Below are 18,159 nucleotides of genomic sequence, written 5' to 3' on the forward strand. Positions count from 1 at the left end.
TCTATTTAAGCAGGTATCTGCCCGTGTCTGATCTAAGCTCTGTTGATTTAAGCGCCCAAACCAATTTATCGCAAGATGATTTGTCTCAAGGCGGTTTGTTTCGAGATAATGTTTTGCAACCCGATGCAAAAGAAGGCGTTGACAAGGGTCAAACGTACGCAGTTACTAATATGGTAGACATGCTTGTCGAGCCAGATATTGACGCATTGCTAGACATAGCAGATGAAGCGTCTGTCACTTGGGTACGTGAGCAAGGACAGTTGGACGAGGTTATCAAAGCCTTGGAAGTTTGCGGACGGGTAGCGTTAGATACTGAATTTATCAAGCGTGATACCTACTATCCACGCTTGGCATTGGTGCAGCTTAATACTGGCGATCACATTTATTTATTAGATGCGCCGCAACTGCAACTAGCTGAACTATGGCAAGTGCTAACTGAAGTCGATGTGGCGATTTGGCATGCTTGCGGAGAAGATTTAGGCATTTTTTATCTACTCTCTGGCTGTCCGCCATTGACCAATATTTTTGATACGCAAATTGCGCTGTCTTATTTAACGGGTCAACTGCAAATGGGCTATCAGCAAGCGCTTGATGATCAGTTAGACATGCAAATTGACAAAGAGCAAAGCCAGTCTGATTGGCTACAACGTCCGTTATCGGATGAACAAGAACAATATGCTATTGATGATGTGCGTTTTCTACCTGCGCTATATTTGAGTCTGGAATATGAATTAAAAAAGCAAGGTTTATATGATTATGTATGGGCGGATTGTCAGCTCTATGCTCATGAACTATACAAGGTGCAGCATGTTGAAGATGAAGCTATGTATTTGACGATGGCAGATTATCGTTATAATTCGCAGCAGATGGCTATACTAAAAGCAGTGGCTACTTGGCGTGAAGCGCTGGCACGTTCGACCAACCAGCCGCGTACCTTTGTAATCAAAAAACAGGCGGTACGTGAGATTATCACTGAACAGCCAATGAGTATGCGCGCGCTTGCCCATAAGACGACGATGCACCGTAGTATGTTGCGACTTTATGGTGAGGAGCTGCTAAAGGTCATTAAAGAGGCAAAAAACTTAGCGCCTGTTGAGCATCCAGAGTGTCTACTACCGCCATACCGCTCGAAAAATAAAGTACTATCAAAAGCGGTACAGCAAGCGGTAGACGAGCAAGCTAAAGAGCTTGGCGTGCCAGCTAACGTGCTTATGCGCAAAAAATGGTTAGGTCAGCTTTATGAGGTTATTGCCTTTGATAAAAATTTGGCCGAATTACCAGAAGGTCTAAAAGGCTGGCGTAATGAGTGGGTGATGCAAACTTTGATTCCAGTGATTGAACAACATAAGACTGAATTGCAGCAAGGGATGGGTATTAATATTTGAGCGTTTGGATATTTGTCTTGGTTAAATATCAGCGTTTAAATTTTCCGTGCTGCAAAAAGTGTTCAGTTTGCTTAGCCACTGTTTCATTTACTAACATGCCTGTATGCGAGACAGGTAAGACGATATGATCCGTGGCAGCGTCAATTTTAGTCTCTTTTACATATACCGTTCCATCATGCACAAGTTCTTGCTCAGGATTTGATTTGTCTGCTTTACGCAATTTTCGATTATGATATTGCAAAAACAGTTGCCCTAAACCATAGGGCTTATTACCCGCAATCACTCCCAAAGTAATATGTTGTGGCAATGGTGCCACCGTCCCATCTAATGCATCGACGTATGAGCGGCCTACAATGGCAGGGGTTAATCGCCAGATATAATCGGCACAAACGCTGCCAACATGCGGTGTACCTAGGGTCACACAGCGTCCAATCTGCCACTTTGGATAATGGTAAACAAAGTCGCGAATAATCAGCCCGCCTAAACTATGCCCCACCAAATCTAACGGCTGGTCGGGATGATGGTTGTTTTCAAGCCACGTATTAAGACGCTGACTATTGGTCGTAATACTGTCACGCATACTACGGTAGCCGTATTGATGAGTACTAAAGCCTGCGGCTTGCAAGCGTTTGGCCAATGGTCGCATAATCCATGCGGTTTGATGCAGACCATGAATAAGAATGACGCGGTTTTTTTGTTGCATGTTATCGTCCAAAAAATGTGTTAAATAATGATCAGCAGTGCCTATTAATAAGTATTGAACATGCCTTAGTATATCGTTAAATAATCTTGTTAATTGCTTATGATAAATAGGTATATAAGTAATGTAAAAAATAAAAACCTCCAAATCAGCTACTGACTTGGAGGTTTGTTTTTATATAAAAGACTTAAGACGACTGCCTGTTACCACATACTACATATAGTTTTCGATACTTGGGCAAGAACACATTAGGTTTTTGTCGCCATAAGCGTCATCAACACGTGCCACACTTGGCCAGAACTTATGAGCACGGACGTAAGGCAGTGGGAACGCAGCGACATCACGGCTGTATGGATGGGTCCATTCGCTATCAGTGATCATAGAAGCTGTATGCGGGGCATTAACCAATGGATTGTCTTCAAGTGTCCAACCGTCTTCGCCCGCTTTGGCTTTCATCGCTTCGGCTTTGATAGATTTTAATGCATTGATAAAGCGATCTAGCTCTTCAACAGACTCAGACTCTGTCGGCTCAATCATCAAGGTGCCAGCTACTGGGAAGCTCATTGTTGGCGCATGGAAGCCATAGTCCATCAAGCGTTTGGCGATATCGCTCTCGCTGATACCTGTCTCTTCTTTTAGTGGACGAATATCAATGATACATTCGTGTGCGACTTGACCATTTTTACCCGTGTATAGAACAGGGTAGTGGCCTTTTAACTGAGAGGCAACATAGTTGGCGTTTAAAAGTGCCAGATTGGTTGCTTTAAGTAAGCCATCACGGCCCATCATCGCGATATACATCCATGAGATCGGTAAGATACTCGCAGAACCATACGGTGCGGCAGATACTGCTGAGCAGTCCTTTTGCGCATTATGGACTGGACTGATAGTGTGGTTAGCCATAAATGGCGCCAAATGCGCCTGCATACCGATAGGGCCCATACCAGGACCACCGCCACCATGTGGAATACAAAAAGTCTTGTGAAGGTTCATATGTAGGACGTCTGCACCAACGTCAGCCGGCTGCATGATACCAACCTGAGCGTTCATATTAGCGCCATCCATATAGACTTGACCACCATGCTTATGGATGAGGTCACAAATCTTGCGAATGCCTTCTTCAAATACACCATGCGTTGACGGATAAGTAATCATCAAGGCGCCAAGGTGTTTGCTGTGTTCTTCACACTTAGCATTAAGATCATCTATATCTACGTTACCGTTGTCATCTGTTTTGACCACGACGACTTTCATGCCCATCATCATCGCCGTCGCAGGGTTGGTACCGTGCGCTGATTGAGGAATGAGGCAAACATCACGATCTGTTTCGCCTAGTGATTCATGATAGCGACGAATTGCTAGCAGCCCTGCATACTCACCTGAAGCACCAGAGTTTGGCTGCATAGAGACATCATCAAAACCTGTAATGGCTTTTAGCTGCTCTTGTAAGCTATCAATCATATCGATATAGCCACCGACTTGGTCACGCGGTGCAAAAGGATGCACGTTCGCAAATTCAGGCCAGGTAATAGGTAACATCTCACTAGTAGCGTTTAGCTTCATCGTACAGCTACCAAGTGGAATCATACTGCGGTTCATCGCCAAATCTTTATCTTCAAGCGATTTTAAGTAACGCAGCATTTCATGCTCGGTATGATGCGAGTTAAATACAGGATGAGTCAGTATATCGTCTGTACGTAAATGCTCCGCATCTAAAGAGACAGAAGCCGCTTCAGGCAGATCATGTGACTTATTAACAAATAATTGAGTTAAGACATTAAAGTCTTTCTCGTCACTGATTTCACTAAATGACACACCCAGTTTATTTTCACTCAAACGCCATAAGTTGTAGCCAACATTGTCTGCATTCTCAAAGATTTGTGTGGCAAGCTTTTCTGAGCCACAATCAACCACCACGGTGTCAAAAAACTGCTTATGAACGACATTTAGTTGATTATCGCTATCTGCAGTGCTAATAACATCAGCAAAAGCAGTCGCAAACGCATGAATACGAGTAGCGATACGCTTTACACCGCTTGGGCCATGATAGACGGCATACATGCCAGCAAGGTTGGCAAGCAATACTTGTGAGGTACAGATATTTGAGTTGGCTTTTTCGCGGCGGATATGCTGCTCGCGAGTCTGTAACGCCATACGCAGGGCAGTATTGCCTTGTGAGTCTTTTGAAACCCCAATGATACGACCAGGTGCGGAGCGTTTTGCTTTATCAGAGAATGCAAAATAGGCAGCGTGTGGACCACCAAAGCCCATAGGGATACCAAAACGTTGCGTGCTACCTAGGGCAAGGTCTGCACCCATATCAGCAGGTGACTTTAATAACACCAAGCTCATGATATCGCTGACGACTGACGTGTAGGTCTTGTTTTGCTTAACAGCGCTAATAACGTCGGTTAAGTCTTTAACATCACCCTCGACACCGACATACTGGAATAAGGCACCAAAATAATCACCCGATTTGGCAGTCTCAAAATCACCAACGACGACTTCCCAACCAAAATACTTAGCACGAGTGTGGATGACATCTAGTGTTTGCGGGTAGATACGCTCATCAACAAAAAATTGGTTTGATTTGCTTTTACTCATACGCTTTGACATGGCCATCGCTTCTGCAGCGGCAGTCGCCTCGTCAAGTAGCGATGCACCAGCCAGCTCAAGTCCAGTAAGATCAATACAAACTTGCTGAAAATTAAGCAATGCTTCTAGACGACCTTGAGCGATTTCAGCTTGATAAGGCGTATAGGCAGTATACCAACCTGGATTTTCAAGCACATTACGCTGAATCACCGCTGGCATACGCACAGGCGAGTAACCTTGACCGATATAACTCTTATTGACTGTGATGTTGTCTGCCATAGTACGTAATTTGGCAAGTGCTGCATGCTCACTCATTGCAAGTGGCAAATCTAATTCTCTATGTATGCGTACTGGTTCAGGGACCGTATCATTAATAAAGCTTGCCATGTCTTTATAACCAATAGCACTTAGCATATCAGCTTGCTTGGCATCATTGGAACCTAAATGACGATAAACAAATTCAGTTTCATTAAATAAACCTTTAAAAGTATCAAAGGTAGGTTTTTGAGAATTAGTCATGACAATCCTTAATAGACTTGGTAAAAAAGTAATAAGTTAGGATAAAAAAGATGGCATAAAATTGAGAAAATAACTTTAGACCAGACACTTATTAAAGGGTTAAAAAATACGAGATAGACCGTATAAAGCTCGACAATATATAGGGTCAAACATAGTGAACAAACTGCTTTTGGTCGAAGCGAAACTGCGAGTGATAAATACCTTTGTCAGAACGCTCGCCTGCACCAATCATCATAACGATATGGTGGTCATCGCCAAGGTTGAGCAGCTTTTTCATTGCGGGCTCGTCAAAACCACCCATCGGACAGCTATCAAACCCATGTGCCCGTAACGCTAGCATTAAGTTTTCAGCAGCAAGCGCTGTATTGTTTGTCGCCCAGTTTTTGACATCTTCAAAGGTATAGTAAGGCGACTTTATTGGACCTTTTACTCGCCTAGCTACTTGCGTTGCGCCCCATTTAACGACAGAGATTGCGTTTATCGGACCACGCAAAAAGTCTGCTGTGACTACTTTGGTGTAGTAGTCCGTCACCTTTTTTGGTACAGGCTTATCAGGATACTCACGCAAAACCTGCTTAGCGTGATCATGCCAAATATCTGTACGTGCAACAACGGCAATCAAACGGGCAGATGTTTTTGCGGCATTTTGGTTCATACAGTTTTTAACAGCGCGTTTGCGGCTATCTGCGCTGTCAATCACATAAAACTCCCACGGCTGCAAGTTACTAGAGTTTGGCGCTAGCATTGCAAGTCGTAGGCATTCTGCGAGCACATCATCAGGAATAGGCGTATCAGTAAAGCGGCGTACCGAACGACGCGATTCTATAACTTGGCTAAAGGCTTGCAGTTGCGGAGTATAGCTTGGCGTTGCTAGATTGTCTGTTTTGCTTTTCTCTGCTCGCATCTTTGGCGCGTCGGCTGCATTGATATGGTTGTCGTTAATATCTGCTTGACTCATATAAAGCTCCAAAACGTCGCGTTAATAAAAAAAAGATAAAAATATAAGCAAAAAACAGGTAATAATAGGATGGTATAAATGGCGTAACACGATAGCCAGTTGGTTTTTTGATAAGGTTAACTATGTCTTATAAGACATAAGCAGACATCAGCTGACGCCAATATCTGCAGTTTTTTGATAGCTAGCGTAAGACGTTAGCATAAAAGCTTTAAAAAATTATAGCTCGTTTTGATACTCTTCAGCCGTTAATAGTGCTTCGTAGTCATCCAAGTTGTCAGGTTTCATTCTAAAGAACCAGCCATCGCCATAAGGGTCTGAGTTGATGATTTCTGGATCATCTTCTAAACTTTCATTAATAGCAACGACTTCACCTGAGATAGGCGCATACACATCAGAGGCCGCTTTTACTGACTCTACCACTGAGATTTCATCATCAACGACGATAGTGTCACCAACTTCTGGTAACTCAACGAACACCACGTCACCAAGCAAGTCTTGGGCATGATCAGTGATACCAACGGTGATAGTACCGTCTTCTTCTAAACGTAACCATTCGTGGCTAGCGATGTATTTTAATTCTGCTGGAACATTGCTCATGGTGTCTCTCCTAAATGATAGAGGCTGGTTAATAGAACATATAAAAAATAAGAGCCAATAATAGGCTGTGGTCAATCGACACTTTCAGCGTTGTTATCAAAAGTCTCGATTAACCCATAATCAAACAGTATTCGTTTAATTTAGTCAATATTAAAATCAGTCGAACTGCTGTTTACCATTGCGTACAAATGGTAGCTTAAGGACGCGTGCATCTACGAATTTACCTTTACCGCGTAAATCGATTTGCACTTTATCATCGTCTGATAAGCTAGCAGGGACACGGGCGATAGCGATAGAGCTTTTGAGGCTAGGGGAGAATGTGCCACTAGTGATAATGCCTTTTTGCTCGTTGTCCGCGCCTTGGTTGATGGTCACCTCCATCCCTTCACGCAAGACACCGCGAGTTGTCAATAGTAGACCAACTTGTTTCATTGCAGTGCCGTCTTCTTTTGCTTGCTTGCGCTGGTTGACCAAGGCTTCACGACCAACAAAGTCGCGATCGTCTTTTAGAGCAAGTGTCCAGCCCATGTTACATTCGTAAGGGCTGATGCTCTCATCCATGTCATGACCATAAAGATTCATACCAGCTTCTAGGCGTAGCGTATCACGTGCGCCAAGCCCAGCCGGTTTGATGCCATTGGCTTTTAATAGCTCAAAGAAAGCTGGCGCGTCATCAGCATGCATAATGACTTCAACGCCATCCTCACCCGTATAACCAGTACGAGCGACAAACCAATCTGTACCCTCTATATCGGTAAGATCAGCACCAACGAAAGGTTTTAATCCATCAAGAATAGCGCTCCAGCTTGGTTTGGCTTGAGCCAGTTTTGCGACTGCATTTGGCCCTTGGACGGCAAGCATAGCAAGCTCTGGACGCTCAGTAATCGTCACATCAAAAGCGTCAGAAACTTTATTAAAGTGAGCGATGTTCTTATCGCGAGTGCCCGCATTTGATACAATACGATACTCAGTCTCATCAGCATTTATTAAGTAGACAATAAGATCGTCAATAATACCGCCTTGCTCATTCAGCATAGGAGAGTATAAAGCTTTACCGACTGTTTTTAGTTTATTGACATCGTTTGCCAGCAGTTTTTGTAACCATGCTTTGGCGTCTTGACCTTTGACATCAGCCACGACCATATGTGAGACATCAAACATGCCAGCATCAGTACGTACAGCCTCATGCTCTTCGATTTGCGAGCCATAATGAATTGGCAGCTCCCAGCCAGAAAAGTCCACCATCTTGCCATCACTATCGACGTGAGACTGGTATAGAGGAGTGTGCTGAGGGGCGTGGCTAGTATTTTCCTGAGAACTGGTATTTTGAGAATTAGTATCAGTCATAACAAATCCTTGTGTGTACGTCATCAGTCTTTTGTAAAAAGTACAAGGATGATGAGCGTCATTACAGTAGCGAGAAGCAAGATTGCAAGGTGCAAACATTGCTCTAAAGGGTAGCACAAAAAATAAAGCAAGAAGCCAAACAGACGCATAATGTCCGTTTAAGCAAAAGCCCTATCTGTCCTGTGACCTGAGATTTTCAACACGATAGCTATATGTTAGCAGTTATAACTTAATATGAGCACACAGTATCGTATTTTCTCCCCTTCGGTGGGTAAGGTGCCGTTGCTAGCGCCTTACCTCTCTCCAGATTTGTTATGTCGCTTGTGTATGATTGCAAAATTAAAATAAAAAATGCAAATAGACAACGAGGGACATGCGTTTTTCAGTCCTTTTACCTGAGCGATTGGCAGGGTAGATGCGCCTTCGGTGGTCGTATGACAGTATCAGTAACGCCTTATAAATATAAGGGCTCATACTGCTAAATGACTCTCTCCTGAAAAACGCTTTTATTATGAAAGGTTAGGCACGCTTTTACAAGTCATCAATGGGATTAATACCAATAATTTTATAAAAACCTAATATTTTGGTAGGTTGACAGACGGATGCTTATAAATTAAAAATCAGGTCTGAGTAACGTTTCAATGAAGACACACACTAAGCGCTAAATAAAGTTGCCTATACTAAAAGTCACTATTGATAACAAGTCATACCGTGATAGGCTATAATTCTATTATTCATAAGCATTTTTTATGTCAGTTTTGATGTGTGATTTGCTTTCATTTTTCGTGTTAGATAGGTGTTTTATGCATTGTGATATTTATAAGTTTCCCAAACATGACGATATGTATGTCTACATTGCTCGTCCAGACTACCCTGATGACACCGACGAAATTAAAGATTGGTTAAGTGTATTGCCAAAAGACTTTAGAGCCAGTTTGGGGGTGAGCAAATTTGTTATGCATTTAGATTTAGAGACAACGCCAACGCTTGCTCGCGTTGATAAAAAGGATGTATTGGCAAAACTAAAATCCCAAGGGTATTTTGTTCAAATGCCGCCACAAGATGTGATGCGCCGTCAAGCAGAGTTGCGTGCTCGTGAGTCTCAAGACAATATTTACGATTGAGTATCTATATCGTGATAAACTAATCACCTATCAAGCTTGTATATCGATGCTAAGCGGTCAGTCGATTAGATGACTATTTGGTTATTGTTTTTTTAGTTAGTAATTCTTTAAATAGTGATTTTGCTACTAGCTGTAAGATCATTGTCATTGATTTACAAACCAAGCGACTGATAAACCGAGCAACTTATAAACTTAGGTAACTAAACACGCATGGACTGGTTAAAAAGTATCTTAGAAAGCTTACCTCTAGAAAAGCTTAGCGACCTTCTTGGTGAGATTGTCATTTGGTGGAGTCAGATGGTTAAAGATGTGCCGCCTGCTGATTTGCCAATGTACGCATACCTTGGCGGCTCTATTATAGTATTGCTACTTTGGATATTGGTGGCACGTATGTTGCCGCGTCCATTAGGTGGCATGAGCTGGATGGTCCTATTTGCTGTTCTCTTGGCGCCAGGGACTGCACTGAGCGATCCTAGTGTTATTGCACCGGCAAGCATCAGCGTGGTCTATGCTATTATGATGAAAGATATGGTAGGCGCTATCACCAATTCGTTACCCGTTCTAATAGTATTGGTCGCCGGTTTATTCGTAGGTTTTGTCTGGCAGCTTATTCGCGGGGCTTTTGAGTCAAGTTTGGATAGAGCCCGTCATCGTAGCGCTGAAGACACACAAGCAAACCTGCAGCTGGCAACGGGTAATTATATAGGCGAAAAAAGTAGTACAGGCGAGTTAAGTAACGGCTCTTTACCAGTGAATACCCCAGTGAGTGATAACACTACGACCAAAGATTCTCTTAGCACTAAAAATGAGGAAGCTGCTAAAGGCAGTTCAGTCAATCTAGATAAGAGATAATAACTTTTAACTGGTAACGATTATAAGTTTTAAAAGCTCTATAGAGATATAAGATAGAGACTAAGTAACATGATAAAAGACACCTATGCGTGTCTTTTTTTTGGTCATAGATTTGTTTTATAGCCCTAAATTGTTTGAGCTTCACTAGTGACTGCGACGCATGAGTATTTGGGCATTGAGATATGCTGTGCTAATCTAAACCATTAATTTTCTATAATTTCACATTGATAACAACGACAGAGATTTGACCATGAGCACTGAGAATAAGACTGCAAAACCGAGCTTTACAGGCACCAAAAGCTATATTGCCACTGATGATCTGCAACTGGCAGTTAATGCAGCGATGACGTTACAAAAGCCGCTGCTGATTAAAGGTGAGCCTGGCACGGGTAAAACGCTACTTGCAGAAGAAGTGGCTAACAGCTTAGGTATGCCGCTTATTACTTGGCACATCAAATCGACTACTAAAGCTGAGCAGGGATTGTATGAGTACGATGCAGTATCGCGCTTGCGTGATTCGCAGTTAGGGGATGATAAAGTATATGAGATTGGCAACTACATCAAGCCTGGTAAGCTTTGGGAGGCTTTCACCAGTAAAGAGCGCAGCGTGCTCCTCATCGATGAAGTGGATAAAGCAGATATCGAGTTTCCTAATGATTTGCTGCATGAACTCGATAAAATGTCTTTTTATGTTTATGAGACAGGCGAGACCATTACTGCCGAGCAGCGTCCAGTCGTCATTATTACTTCAAACAATGAAAAAGAGCTGCCAGACGCGTTTTTGCGTCGTTGCTTTTTTCATTATATCGACTTCCCAGAAGAGCAAACCATGCGCCAAATTATTGAAGTGCATTTCCCAAATATCCAAGAAAAGCTGGTCAACGATGCGCTCGATATCTTTTATAAACTGCGTAATATTCAAGGACTCAAAAAACCACCATCAACCTCAGAGTTGGTCGATTGGTTAACTTTACTGCTGGCTGATGATATGGCACAAGAAGAATTAGAAGAAAATCTGCGTGGAGAGAAGTCCATTCCGCCTCTATACGGTGCACTGCTAAAGAATGAAGCTGATGTCAATTTATTACAGCGTTTTGCTAATATGATGCGCCGCTAAGGTTAAACACTATGTTTATCAAACTATTTTATACCCTGCGGACTTATGGTGTGCCAGTCAGCACGCGCGAGCTACTTGATTTAAATGCCGCGTTAGATCAGGGTTTGATGATGCAGCCGCATCCTGAGAATCCAGCGCTGTCTACCTTTGCCAGCCGCGAAGACATGTATCGTCTTATTCGGCTATGCATGGTCAAAGATGAGCGCCATTTTGACAAGTTTGACCGCGCCATGGCAGATTATTTTGAAGGAATTGATAGCTTAGACATTGATGACTTAATGGCAAAGTTGACGGACGTTCCAAAAGAGTGGCTCGATCTCAAGCTAGATCCAAAGAATCTAACCGAAGAGCAGCGACGCTTATTAAAAAAATATGGCTCGCTTGAGGAGCTAATGAAAGCACTTGAGGAGCGCCTAAAGGAGCAAAAAGAGCGACATCAAGGCGGCAGCAAATGGGTCGGCACAGGTGGTAGCTCACCATTTGGTGCTTATGGGGATCATCCAGAAGGCGTACGCGTCGGAGGGGAATCACGCAAACGTAGTGCAGCCAAAGTCTGGGAGCAGCGTAAATACCGCAATCTTGATGACGATAACCTGCTCGGTACTCGTCAGATTCAGATGGCACTGCGCAATTTGCGTCAATTTGCGCGCACTGGTAGTGCTGATGAACTTGACATCAAAGAGACAATCAAGCGTACTGCTAAAAAAGGCGTACTCGATATTCATATGCAAGCGGAGCGTCGCAACCGTGTAAAAGTACTGATGCTATTTGATGTGGGTGGCAGTATGGATATTCATGTGGAAGCACTAGAAAAGTTGTTTTCTGCCGCAAAAAATGAATTTAAAACATTAGAGTTCTTTTACTTTCATAACTGTCTTTACGATTATGTTTGGAAAGACAATAATCGCCGTCATAGTGCGCCAATGCCAACTTTTGAGCTACTAAACACCTATGGTCGTGAGTATCGAGTGATATTCGTCGGTGATGCATCTATGTCACCTTATGAATTGTTTTCAGTCGGTGGTAGTGTCGAATATATGAACAACGAAGCGGGTGTCGTATGGTTAAAAAGAGTACTGGCTCACTTCGATAGAGTCGCCTGGTTAAATCCTGAAACTCCAGCTTATTGGAAATATACCCAAACTATTGGTGAAATCAAAAAGTTGTTCAATGATCAGATGTATCCTATGACATTGCATGGTGTGGAGGACATGACTGCTTACTTAGCCCGTTAATTGTCCATTCTATATGTTTACACAAGTTTAATAATCAACCATGAACTTCAAAGAGACCACTACTATAAATTATAGTAGTGGTCTTTTGTATTAAAATTGATAAAATCAAGACCTTGTAATTACCAGTTGAAGCCAAGCTAAAAACAAATGTCTTTAAAAGTAATTAATCCTAAGTAAGTGATGTTATATATTAATAATACGTAACCATACTGCTATTGACATAGATAATTATATAAAAAGTATTAGAAGCCATGAAATCAAGAGTTGATGTATAAAAATTATGGATGACAATTCTACTTTTAATGACGAGAAACAAATAAGCTAGACAAAATAATGTAATTAGTAAAACTTACTGATACTAAATTTTGTATTTATTGATTTGTCTTCCAAAATAAAATGATTTTCTAAAGTTTATAAAATAATATTCTACCATCCAATTTAAATAGGGGGTTTTTTAGCGATATAAATAGAGAGTAGGACTCTTCTACTAGGTATATTAGATCACCCTAAAAGCCGATGAATGGGCGTTTTACCGTAATTAATTGCTGCACACATCTAATATTTATTAGGACATCACAAATCATGAGGGAACTGATATAAATTATAGTTTTACATAGTTGTTATTTCTCCAAGAAAATCATTGTTATATGGTCATAATTTTAAAATTAGTAACCAATATATGTACTTAGATAACTAATTGTAATTATGAGTTTATAATTTCATTTTAAAATAAATTTAAAAAGTAGGGCCTCAAGTCAGTTTGTACTTGAGGTCTTTTTTTATGTTTATCACCGATACATATGGCTTGTAGCTATAAAAAAGTCTTGGCTTTGATAGCCTTTAGTCATGAAATTAGTCATTTAATCATAGTTGAATTTGTTGTTAATATGTAAATGTATTGACGAACGGTTGTAAATAATCGTCTAACGGTATTGTTTCTATATATGTATATCCGTTAATATGAATACATATATCCGGAATTATGAATATATGTGGAAACAGACAGTTTACAATACAAAAATTTTGCGCTTCTTAATGCTTAATAACGGGTTACATCTTAACAGGATGTTACGTATATATAAGTTTAAGGCCCGTTTTATTTTGTTATTTAGACTCTCTGCAACATAGATTTTGGTTTTGTTTTTTTATATCTAATAGATCTATTTGGGAGTATATATTATGAATCGCAACTATAAAGTCATATGGAATGAAGCGTTGCAATGCTTCACAGCAGTCGCTGAAAATGCTAAGGCAAACGGTAAGTCGTCAAAGTCTTCTGTCAGTGCTTCAGTTATAAAAACTGACATAGGGACGCAAAATGGTCATAGCTTACGTCTTAGTGCGTTACGTTCTGGACTTATTGCTGTCGGCTTGACAAGTTTGGCAATCGGTATGTCTTCACAGGCTATAGCTGCTGTCGGGGCAAACGGTGGTACGGGGAATGGTACAGCTGTCTCTGAATGTACTAATGATAATCAAGCAAATGCAGGCACTAATAAAGAAAATATCGCTATTGGCTGCGAATCTTCTACCAGCAACAAGGGATATCAAATCGCTGATCGTGGCAACCCTTACTATACTGATAATGAATTTACGCCTGGGATGAAAAATGGAGGTTCCGTCGCGATTGGAACAGGTGCAAGTACAGAGCATGTATTTAGCGTAGCAATAGGTGAATATGCAAAAACGATTAGTGGCGCAGGTGTGGCTATAGGCGTTGGATCATTATCTGAAGGCAATACTGCATTAGCAATAGGCCGTCAATCAGTTGCTAGAGGAGACTATTCTCAGGCTATGGGTAACGTTGCGGCTGCTACAGGCACGGGCTCGTTAGCAGTCGGTCATTCTGCAACTGCAACTGGTTATCGTGGTATCGCTATTGGCTCTGCTGATATTGACGGAGCGGATAGTGTCGCTGGACAGGCGGGGGCTGCTTATCAATCTATTGGTCAAACCCAAGCATCTGGTAGGGACACTATTGCTCTTGGTAGCGGCGCACAGGCGACTACTGATGGTTCAGTAGCGATTGGCAGTGGTTCTAATACAATAGCTGATGCAAATAGTGTCACTAGCGCAACTGTAGGCGGTGTCACATTTGATAACTTTGCTGGAGCGGCTAATATCGCAGCAGGTGATCAAGTATCTGTAGGTGCTAGCGGACAAGAACGTCAAATTAAGAACGTTGCAGCAGGTAATGTGAATGAGACTAGCACAGACGCTATCAATGGTAGCCAGCTATTCTCTGTTGCAGATACGTTGAACACAGATATTACTGATAATAGAAATAATATTAGTGGTAATACGACTAACATCACTAATAATACTAATAGAATTAATGACGGTATCAATTTTGGTAATGGCGTTACGGACAACAACTTTGCACTGGGTGACACCATTGCCGTTACTGGTGATGACAATATAACCTCGACTACTACAGCCAACGGTGTTCAAGTCCAGCTAAACAGAGACTTAGCCTTAAATAGTGTGACGACTGGTAATACTCTTATTAATAATGACGGTATTACTTTAACAGGTGGTAGTAACCAGACAATTAGGCTTAGTAACAATGGTCTTAATAATGGTGGTAATAGAATCACCAATGTCGGTAGAGGCACAGAGGGGTCAGATGCAGTCAACGTTGACCAATTAAATGAGGTTAGAGACAGTGCTACCTCTGCTAACCAAGGTTTCAATGTTAGTGCCCAAGGTGGTAATGAAAGTACTGTTAGACCGGGTGATACTGTTGATCTCAACAATCAAGATGGCAATATTGTGGTCTCTAAAGACGCCAATAGTAACAATGTAAGTTTTGATTTAAACAAGGACGTTAATTTAGACAGCGCCACCTTTGGCGATGTCGTCATCTCAGCTAATGGTCTAGATAATGGTGGCAATAAGATTACTAACGTTAGTAATGGCACTGTAGCAGCAGGCTCTAGCGATGCCATAACGGGCGATCAGTTAAACAACACTGCAGACTCTATTACTACTGTGATCGGTGGTAATGCTGTAAACAATGGTGGTGTTATTACGACTACTAATATCGGCGGTACTGGTCAAGATACTATCGATGGCGCTATCGGATCTATACAACAAGGTGTGACGAACACTAATACTCAAGTAACTACTAATACAACCAACATTGCTAACAATACGACCAACATTACCAATAATACCAATCGTCTGGATGGCGGATTAAACTTTGGTGCGGATAGTGGCAACAATATCAATAAACCAATAGGTGATGATAGCGTACTTGGCTTTGTAGGTGGTAACAACATTACCACTACTGCTCAAGGCAGTAGTATTAGATTCGATCTAAATAATAATATTAATGTAGATAGCGTGACTACAGATAGAGTGGTCGCTGGCAATACCACAGTCAATAATGAAGGAGTAACCTTAACAGGTGGAGTCAATGATGATGTCAAACTGAGCAATAACGGTCTGGATAACGGTGGTAATAAAATAACTAACGTCGCTGATGGTGTTGAGGATAGTGATGCTGTGAACGTAGGTCAGCTTAACGACCAATTTGATAGTATTGACAGAGTAATCAATGGTCAAATTGCTGATATGGACTCAAAACTTGAGGGCAAAGTTGATTCACTAGGTTATAGAATCGATGATGTTGAAGACGACGCCAATGCAGGTATCTCGGCGGCAATGGCAATGTCTTCATTACCGCAAGCTTATATTCCTGGTAAATCAATGGTAGGTGGCGGTGTGGCATCATATAACGGGGAAAGCGCCGTTGCTATTGGTGTGTCCAGAGTCTCTGATAACGGTCGCTGGGTGATGAAAATAAATGGTACAGCAGATACTCAAGGCAATGCTGGCGGCGCTATTGGTGCAGGCTTCCATTTCTAATCCAATCCAACCTATTTTGACGATGTCTGTATTTTGACAGACATTGTCAAATCACTCATGACACATTAAGGAATAAACAATGAATTTATCTACTTATGGCCACGGATTATTGGCTACTGCCTTATTATTTGCTGTAACTGGCTGTACTTGGCATGTGAGTCCTGGCGCACAGCATGGGACAGTTCACCCTGATGATCTTGTATTCCCTGAGCAAAGTAAAGCATGGCAAAAAGAAGGCAGGATCGTTGAGCAAAATGATGTTGCCAAAATCAAAGTCGGTACGACCAAAAATGAGATTTATAAACTCATCGGTACACCGCACTTTCAAGAAGGTTTTAACGCTCGCGAATGGGATTATATTCTCAAATTCTATGATGCCAATCAAAACGTAGAAACCTGTCGCTATAAAATCATCTTTGACGATAGTTATGAAGGTATACTACGTAAAGATGAGTTTTATGCCACAGAGACTTACTGGCAACCTGCCTCTTGTGCAAAATATTCACAATTTACCCAATAGTCTAACTAAATGTGAAAGTACGAATAAAAGAAGTATAAAAAAGAGAACAAGGCATCTAGTGTCTTGTTCTCTTTTTTTATCAGCAGCTATGCGCGCTGAATGCTTCAAATACCAGAATAATACGTCACCCTGTTGTCACGTAAAAATCCAGCCAACCCCAAGCCATAACGTTCAGCGACTCGAACTGCTGTACTAGTAGGGGCAGACATACCGATTAACCAAGGTATGCGGCTACGGATAGATTTTTGTACCAGCTCAATGGATAAGCGAGACGTCATAAGGACGCATTCAACCTCCATTTTGTTCCGCAGTTGCCAGCCAATAAGTTTATCAAGCGCATTATGACGTCCTACATCTTCAAATAAATACAAATCATCACCTTGCATCGTTGCCGCTGCATGTACTGCACCTGTCAATTGATGAGTGTGTTGCATAGCATCTATTTGTTGCCGTATTGATAACAGATAGCTGAGGTGTGGGACGATACCTTTTACATACTGCTTTTCTTGATGATAGGCACTCAAGTCAGGTAATGCTTGTGTTAGACCAGTCATACCGCACATGCCGCAGCCAGTACGGCCCGCTAGCTGACGTTTTTGTGCCTGAATACGCTGATGACAACGCTGATTCAATACTAGCTCTACTATATAAACATCATAATCTTGCAATTGTGCTAAGCTTTGTTCAAATATTTCTGTTTCAGAATCTTTATCGATTGAGCCTTGTATAAAGCTCTCATAGTTGGTTGTATCGGTAAGCTGAGTCACCTCCCAATCTAGCAATTCATGACTATACTGAATCAAGCCCTCACTAAACAAAAACCCAACAGCCAAATACTCCAACTGGTAAGGACTGGCCATCAATACGGCATAATGCACACCATTAATGACGATAGCAACAGCAGCCTCTACTGCCAAACTTGCAGGTTTATTTTCGATATAAGGATGGTAATGGTCATAATAATTTGATGGATAATAGTGCTTTTGCGCCAAATGAGTGCGTGAAAGCGGTGTGACTGACGAGGGTAGTGAAGCATCAATTAAGACAGGTGCTTGAGCTTTATCAATTATATCGGAGACTGTATGAGATACCGAAGCAGATGATGTATCAGTTTTAGATAGGTCATCTACTAACACTTTAGTATGTTCAGTTATCATAAAATTTGCTTTTAACCTAGTTTAGTCTTCGTTTTTACTATCGTTCCTAATCACTTGCTACCTAATTACATGCTAAAAGTTATTTACCACCAATCACACATTATAAAATAGTCATGAGTAGTCAATACGTCTATAAAACAGGGCCTATAAAATAATGCCCAAAAAACAGCACCAGCGTAGTCG

13 protein-coding genes and 2 riboswitches are annotated in these 18,159 nt (G+C 41.6%); of the genes, 7 read left to right on the plus strand and 6 right to left on the minus strand.

Translation table 11 applies throughout. The features are described 5' to 3' along the window. Positions 1–23 precede the first annotated feature (23 nt). A complete protein-coding gene (locus BTV98_RS02655) occupies positions 24–1,385 on the plus strand; it encodes an HRDC domain-containing protein (protein ID WP_227511713.1) in 1,362 nt (453 codons plus the stop codon). Positions 1,386–1,413: 28 nt separating this feature from the next. Here BTV98_RS02655 and BTV98_RS02660 read toward each other — a convergent pair whose 3' ends face one another. The 5 genes from BTV98_RS02660 to gcvT all read right to left on the minus strand — a co-directional run bounded on the left by BTV98_RS02660 (position 1,414) and on the right by gcvT (position 8,101). Continuing rightward, positions 1,414–2,088, minus strand: coding sequence for a triacylglycerol lipase (locus tag BTV98_RS02660; RefSeq protein ID WP_058368498.1), 675 nt, complete (start codon positions 2,086–2,088; stop codon positions 1,414–1,416). A 210-nt stretch (positions 2,089–2,298) separates the two neighbouring features. Further along, the gene (gene gcvP / locus BTV98_RS02665; protein ID WP_075102840.1) at positions 2,299–5,199 is read right to left on the minus strand and encodes an aminomethyl-transferring glycine dehydrogenase; all 2,901 of its coding nucleotides are present in this window, start codon (positions 5,197–5,199) and stop codon (positions 2,299–2,301) included. Positions 5,200–5,344: 145 nt separating this feature from the next. Next, on the minus strand, positions 5,345–6,103 hold the full coding sequence (locus BTV98_RS02670) for a nitroreductase family protein (protein ID WP_227511714.1): 759 nt from the start codon (positions 6,101–6,103) through the stop codon (positions 5,345–5,347). A 270-nt stretch (positions 6,104–6,373) separates the two neighbouring features. Next, a complete protein-coding gene (gene gcvH, locus BTV98_RS02675) occupies positions 6,374–6,754 on the minus strand; it encodes a glycine cleavage system protein GcvH (protein WP_075102841.1) in 381 nt (126 codons plus the stop codon). A 156-nt stretch (positions 6,755–6,910) separates the two neighbouring features. Continuing rightward, positions 6,911–8,101, minus strand: a complete 1,191-nt coding sequence (gene gcvT, locus BTV98_RS02680; RefSeq protein ID WP_075102842.1) for a glycine cleavage system aminomethyltransferase GcvT — start codon at positions 8,099–8,101, stop codon at positions 6,911–6,913. A gap of 165 nt (positions 8,102–8,266) precedes the next feature. Further along, a riboswitch (glycine riboswitch) is annotated at positions 8,267–8,418 on the minus strand. Between the two features lie 56 nt (positions 8,419–8,474). Further along, positions 8,475–8,607: riboswitch (glycine riboswitch) on the minus strand. A gap of 297 nt (positions 8,608–8,904) precedes the next feature. Here gcvT and BTV98_RS02685 point away from each other — a divergent pair. The 6 genes from BTV98_RS02685 (at position 8,905) to BTV98_RS02710 (ending at position 16,819) form a co-directional block, all read left to right on the plus strand. Continuing rightward, a complete protein-coding gene (locus BTV98_RS02685; protein WP_058368503.1) occupies positions 8,905–9,225 on the plus strand; it encodes a YcgL domain-containing protein in 321 nt (106 codons plus the stop codon). A 210-nt stretch (positions 9,226–9,435) separates the two neighbouring features. Next, complete coding sequence (locus BTV98_RS02690; RefSeq protein WP_075102843.1) at positions 9,436–10,077, plus strand: hypothetical protein; 642 nt, start codon at positions 9,436–9,438, stop codon at positions 10,075–10,077. A 250-nt stretch (positions 10,078–10,327) separates the two neighbouring features. Beyond that, positions 10,328–11,194: a MoxR family ATPase gene (locus tag BTV98_RS02695; protein ID WP_058368504.1), complete on the plus strand. Its 867-nt coding sequence runs from the start codon at positions 10,328–10,330 to the stop codon at positions 11,192–11,194. 11 nt (positions 11,195–11,205) lie between these two features. After that, a complete protein-coding gene (locus BTV98_RS02700; protein ID WP_058368505.1) occupies positions 11,206–12,429 on the plus strand; it encodes a VWA domain-containing protein in 1,224 nt (407 codons plus the stop codon). A gap of 1,179 nt (positions 12,430–13,608) precedes the next feature. Further along, complete coding sequence (locus BTV98_RS02705) at positions 13,609–16,299, plus strand: YadA family autotransporter adhesin (protein WP_075102844.1); 2,691 nt, start codon at positions 13,609–13,611, stop codon at positions 16,297–16,299. Between the two features lie 79 nt (positions 16,300–16,378). Beyond that, a complete protein-coding gene (locus BTV98_RS02710) occupies positions 16,379–16,819 on the plus strand; it encodes an outer membrane protein assembly factor BamE (protein WP_075102845.1) in 441 nt (146 codons plus the stop codon). 104 nt (positions 16,820–16,923) lie between these two features. Here the strand turns inward: BTV98_RS02710 and fdhD are convergent, their stop codons facing one another. Further along, complete coding sequence (fdhD, locus tag BTV98_RS02715; RefSeq protein ID WP_082638060.1) at positions 16,924–17,976, minus strand: formate dehydrogenase accessory sulfurtransferase FdhD; 1,053 nt, start codon at positions 17,974–17,976, stop codon at positions 16,924–16,926. Between the last annotated feature and the right edge of the window lie 183 nt (positions 17,977–18,159).

Origin of the sequence: Psychrobacter sp. Cmf 22.2 (assembly GCF_001921745.1) — a bacterium.
GTDB lineage: Bacteria > Pseudomonadota > Gammaproteobacteria > Pseudomonadales > Moraxellaceae > Psychrobacter.

Excerpts from the sequence above, each read along its gene's own strand:
- BTV98_RS02670 (WP_227511714.1), bottom strand. The coding sequence starts at position 6,103 with ATGCGAGCAGAGAAAAGCAAAACAGACAATCTAGCAACGCCAAGCTAT.
- BTV98_RS02700 (WP_058368505.1), top strand. The coding sequence starts at position 11,206 with ATGTTTATCAAACTATTTTATACCCTGCGGACTTATGGTGTGCCAGTC.
- gcvH (WP_075102841.1), bottom strand. The coding sequence starts at position 6,754 with ATGAGCAATGTTCCAGCAGAATTAAAATACATCGCTAGCCACGAATGG.
- fdhD (WP_082638060.1), bottom strand. The coding sequence starts at position 17,976 with ATGATAACTGAACATACTAAAGTGTTAGTAGATGACCTATCTAAAACT.
- gcvP (WP_075102840.1), bottom strand. The coding sequence starts at position 5,199 with ATGACTAATTCTCAAAAACCTACCTTTGATACTTTTAAAGGTTTATTT.
- gcvT (WP_075102842.1), bottom strand. The coding sequence starts at position 8,101 with ATGACTGATACTAATTCTCAAAATACCAGTTCTCAGGAAAATACTAGC.
- BTV98_RS02710 (WP_075102845.1), top strand. The coding sequence starts at position 16,379 with ATGAATTTATCTACTTATGGCCACGGATTATTGGCTACTGCCTTATTA.
- BTV98_RS02660 (WP_058368498.1), bottom strand. The coding sequence starts at position 2,088 with ATGCAACAAAAAAACCGCGTCATTCTTATTCATGGTCTGCATCAAACC.
- BTV98_RS02695 (WP_058368504.1), top strand. The coding sequence starts at position 10,328 with ATGAGCACTGAGAATAAGACTGCAAAACCGAGCTTTACAGGCACCAAA.
- BTV98_RS02705 (WP_075102844.1), top strand. The coding sequence starts at position 13,609 with ATGAATCGCAACTATAAAGTCATATGGAATGAAGCGTTGCAATGCTTC.
- BTV98_RS02685 (WP_058368503.1), top strand. The coding sequence starts at position 8,905 with ATGCATTGTGATATTTATAAGTTTCCCAAACATGACGATATGTATGTC.
- BTV98_RS02690 (WP_075102843.1), top strand. The coding sequence starts at position 9,436 with ATGGACTGGTTAAAAAGTATCTTAGAAAGCTTACCTCTAGAAAAGCTT.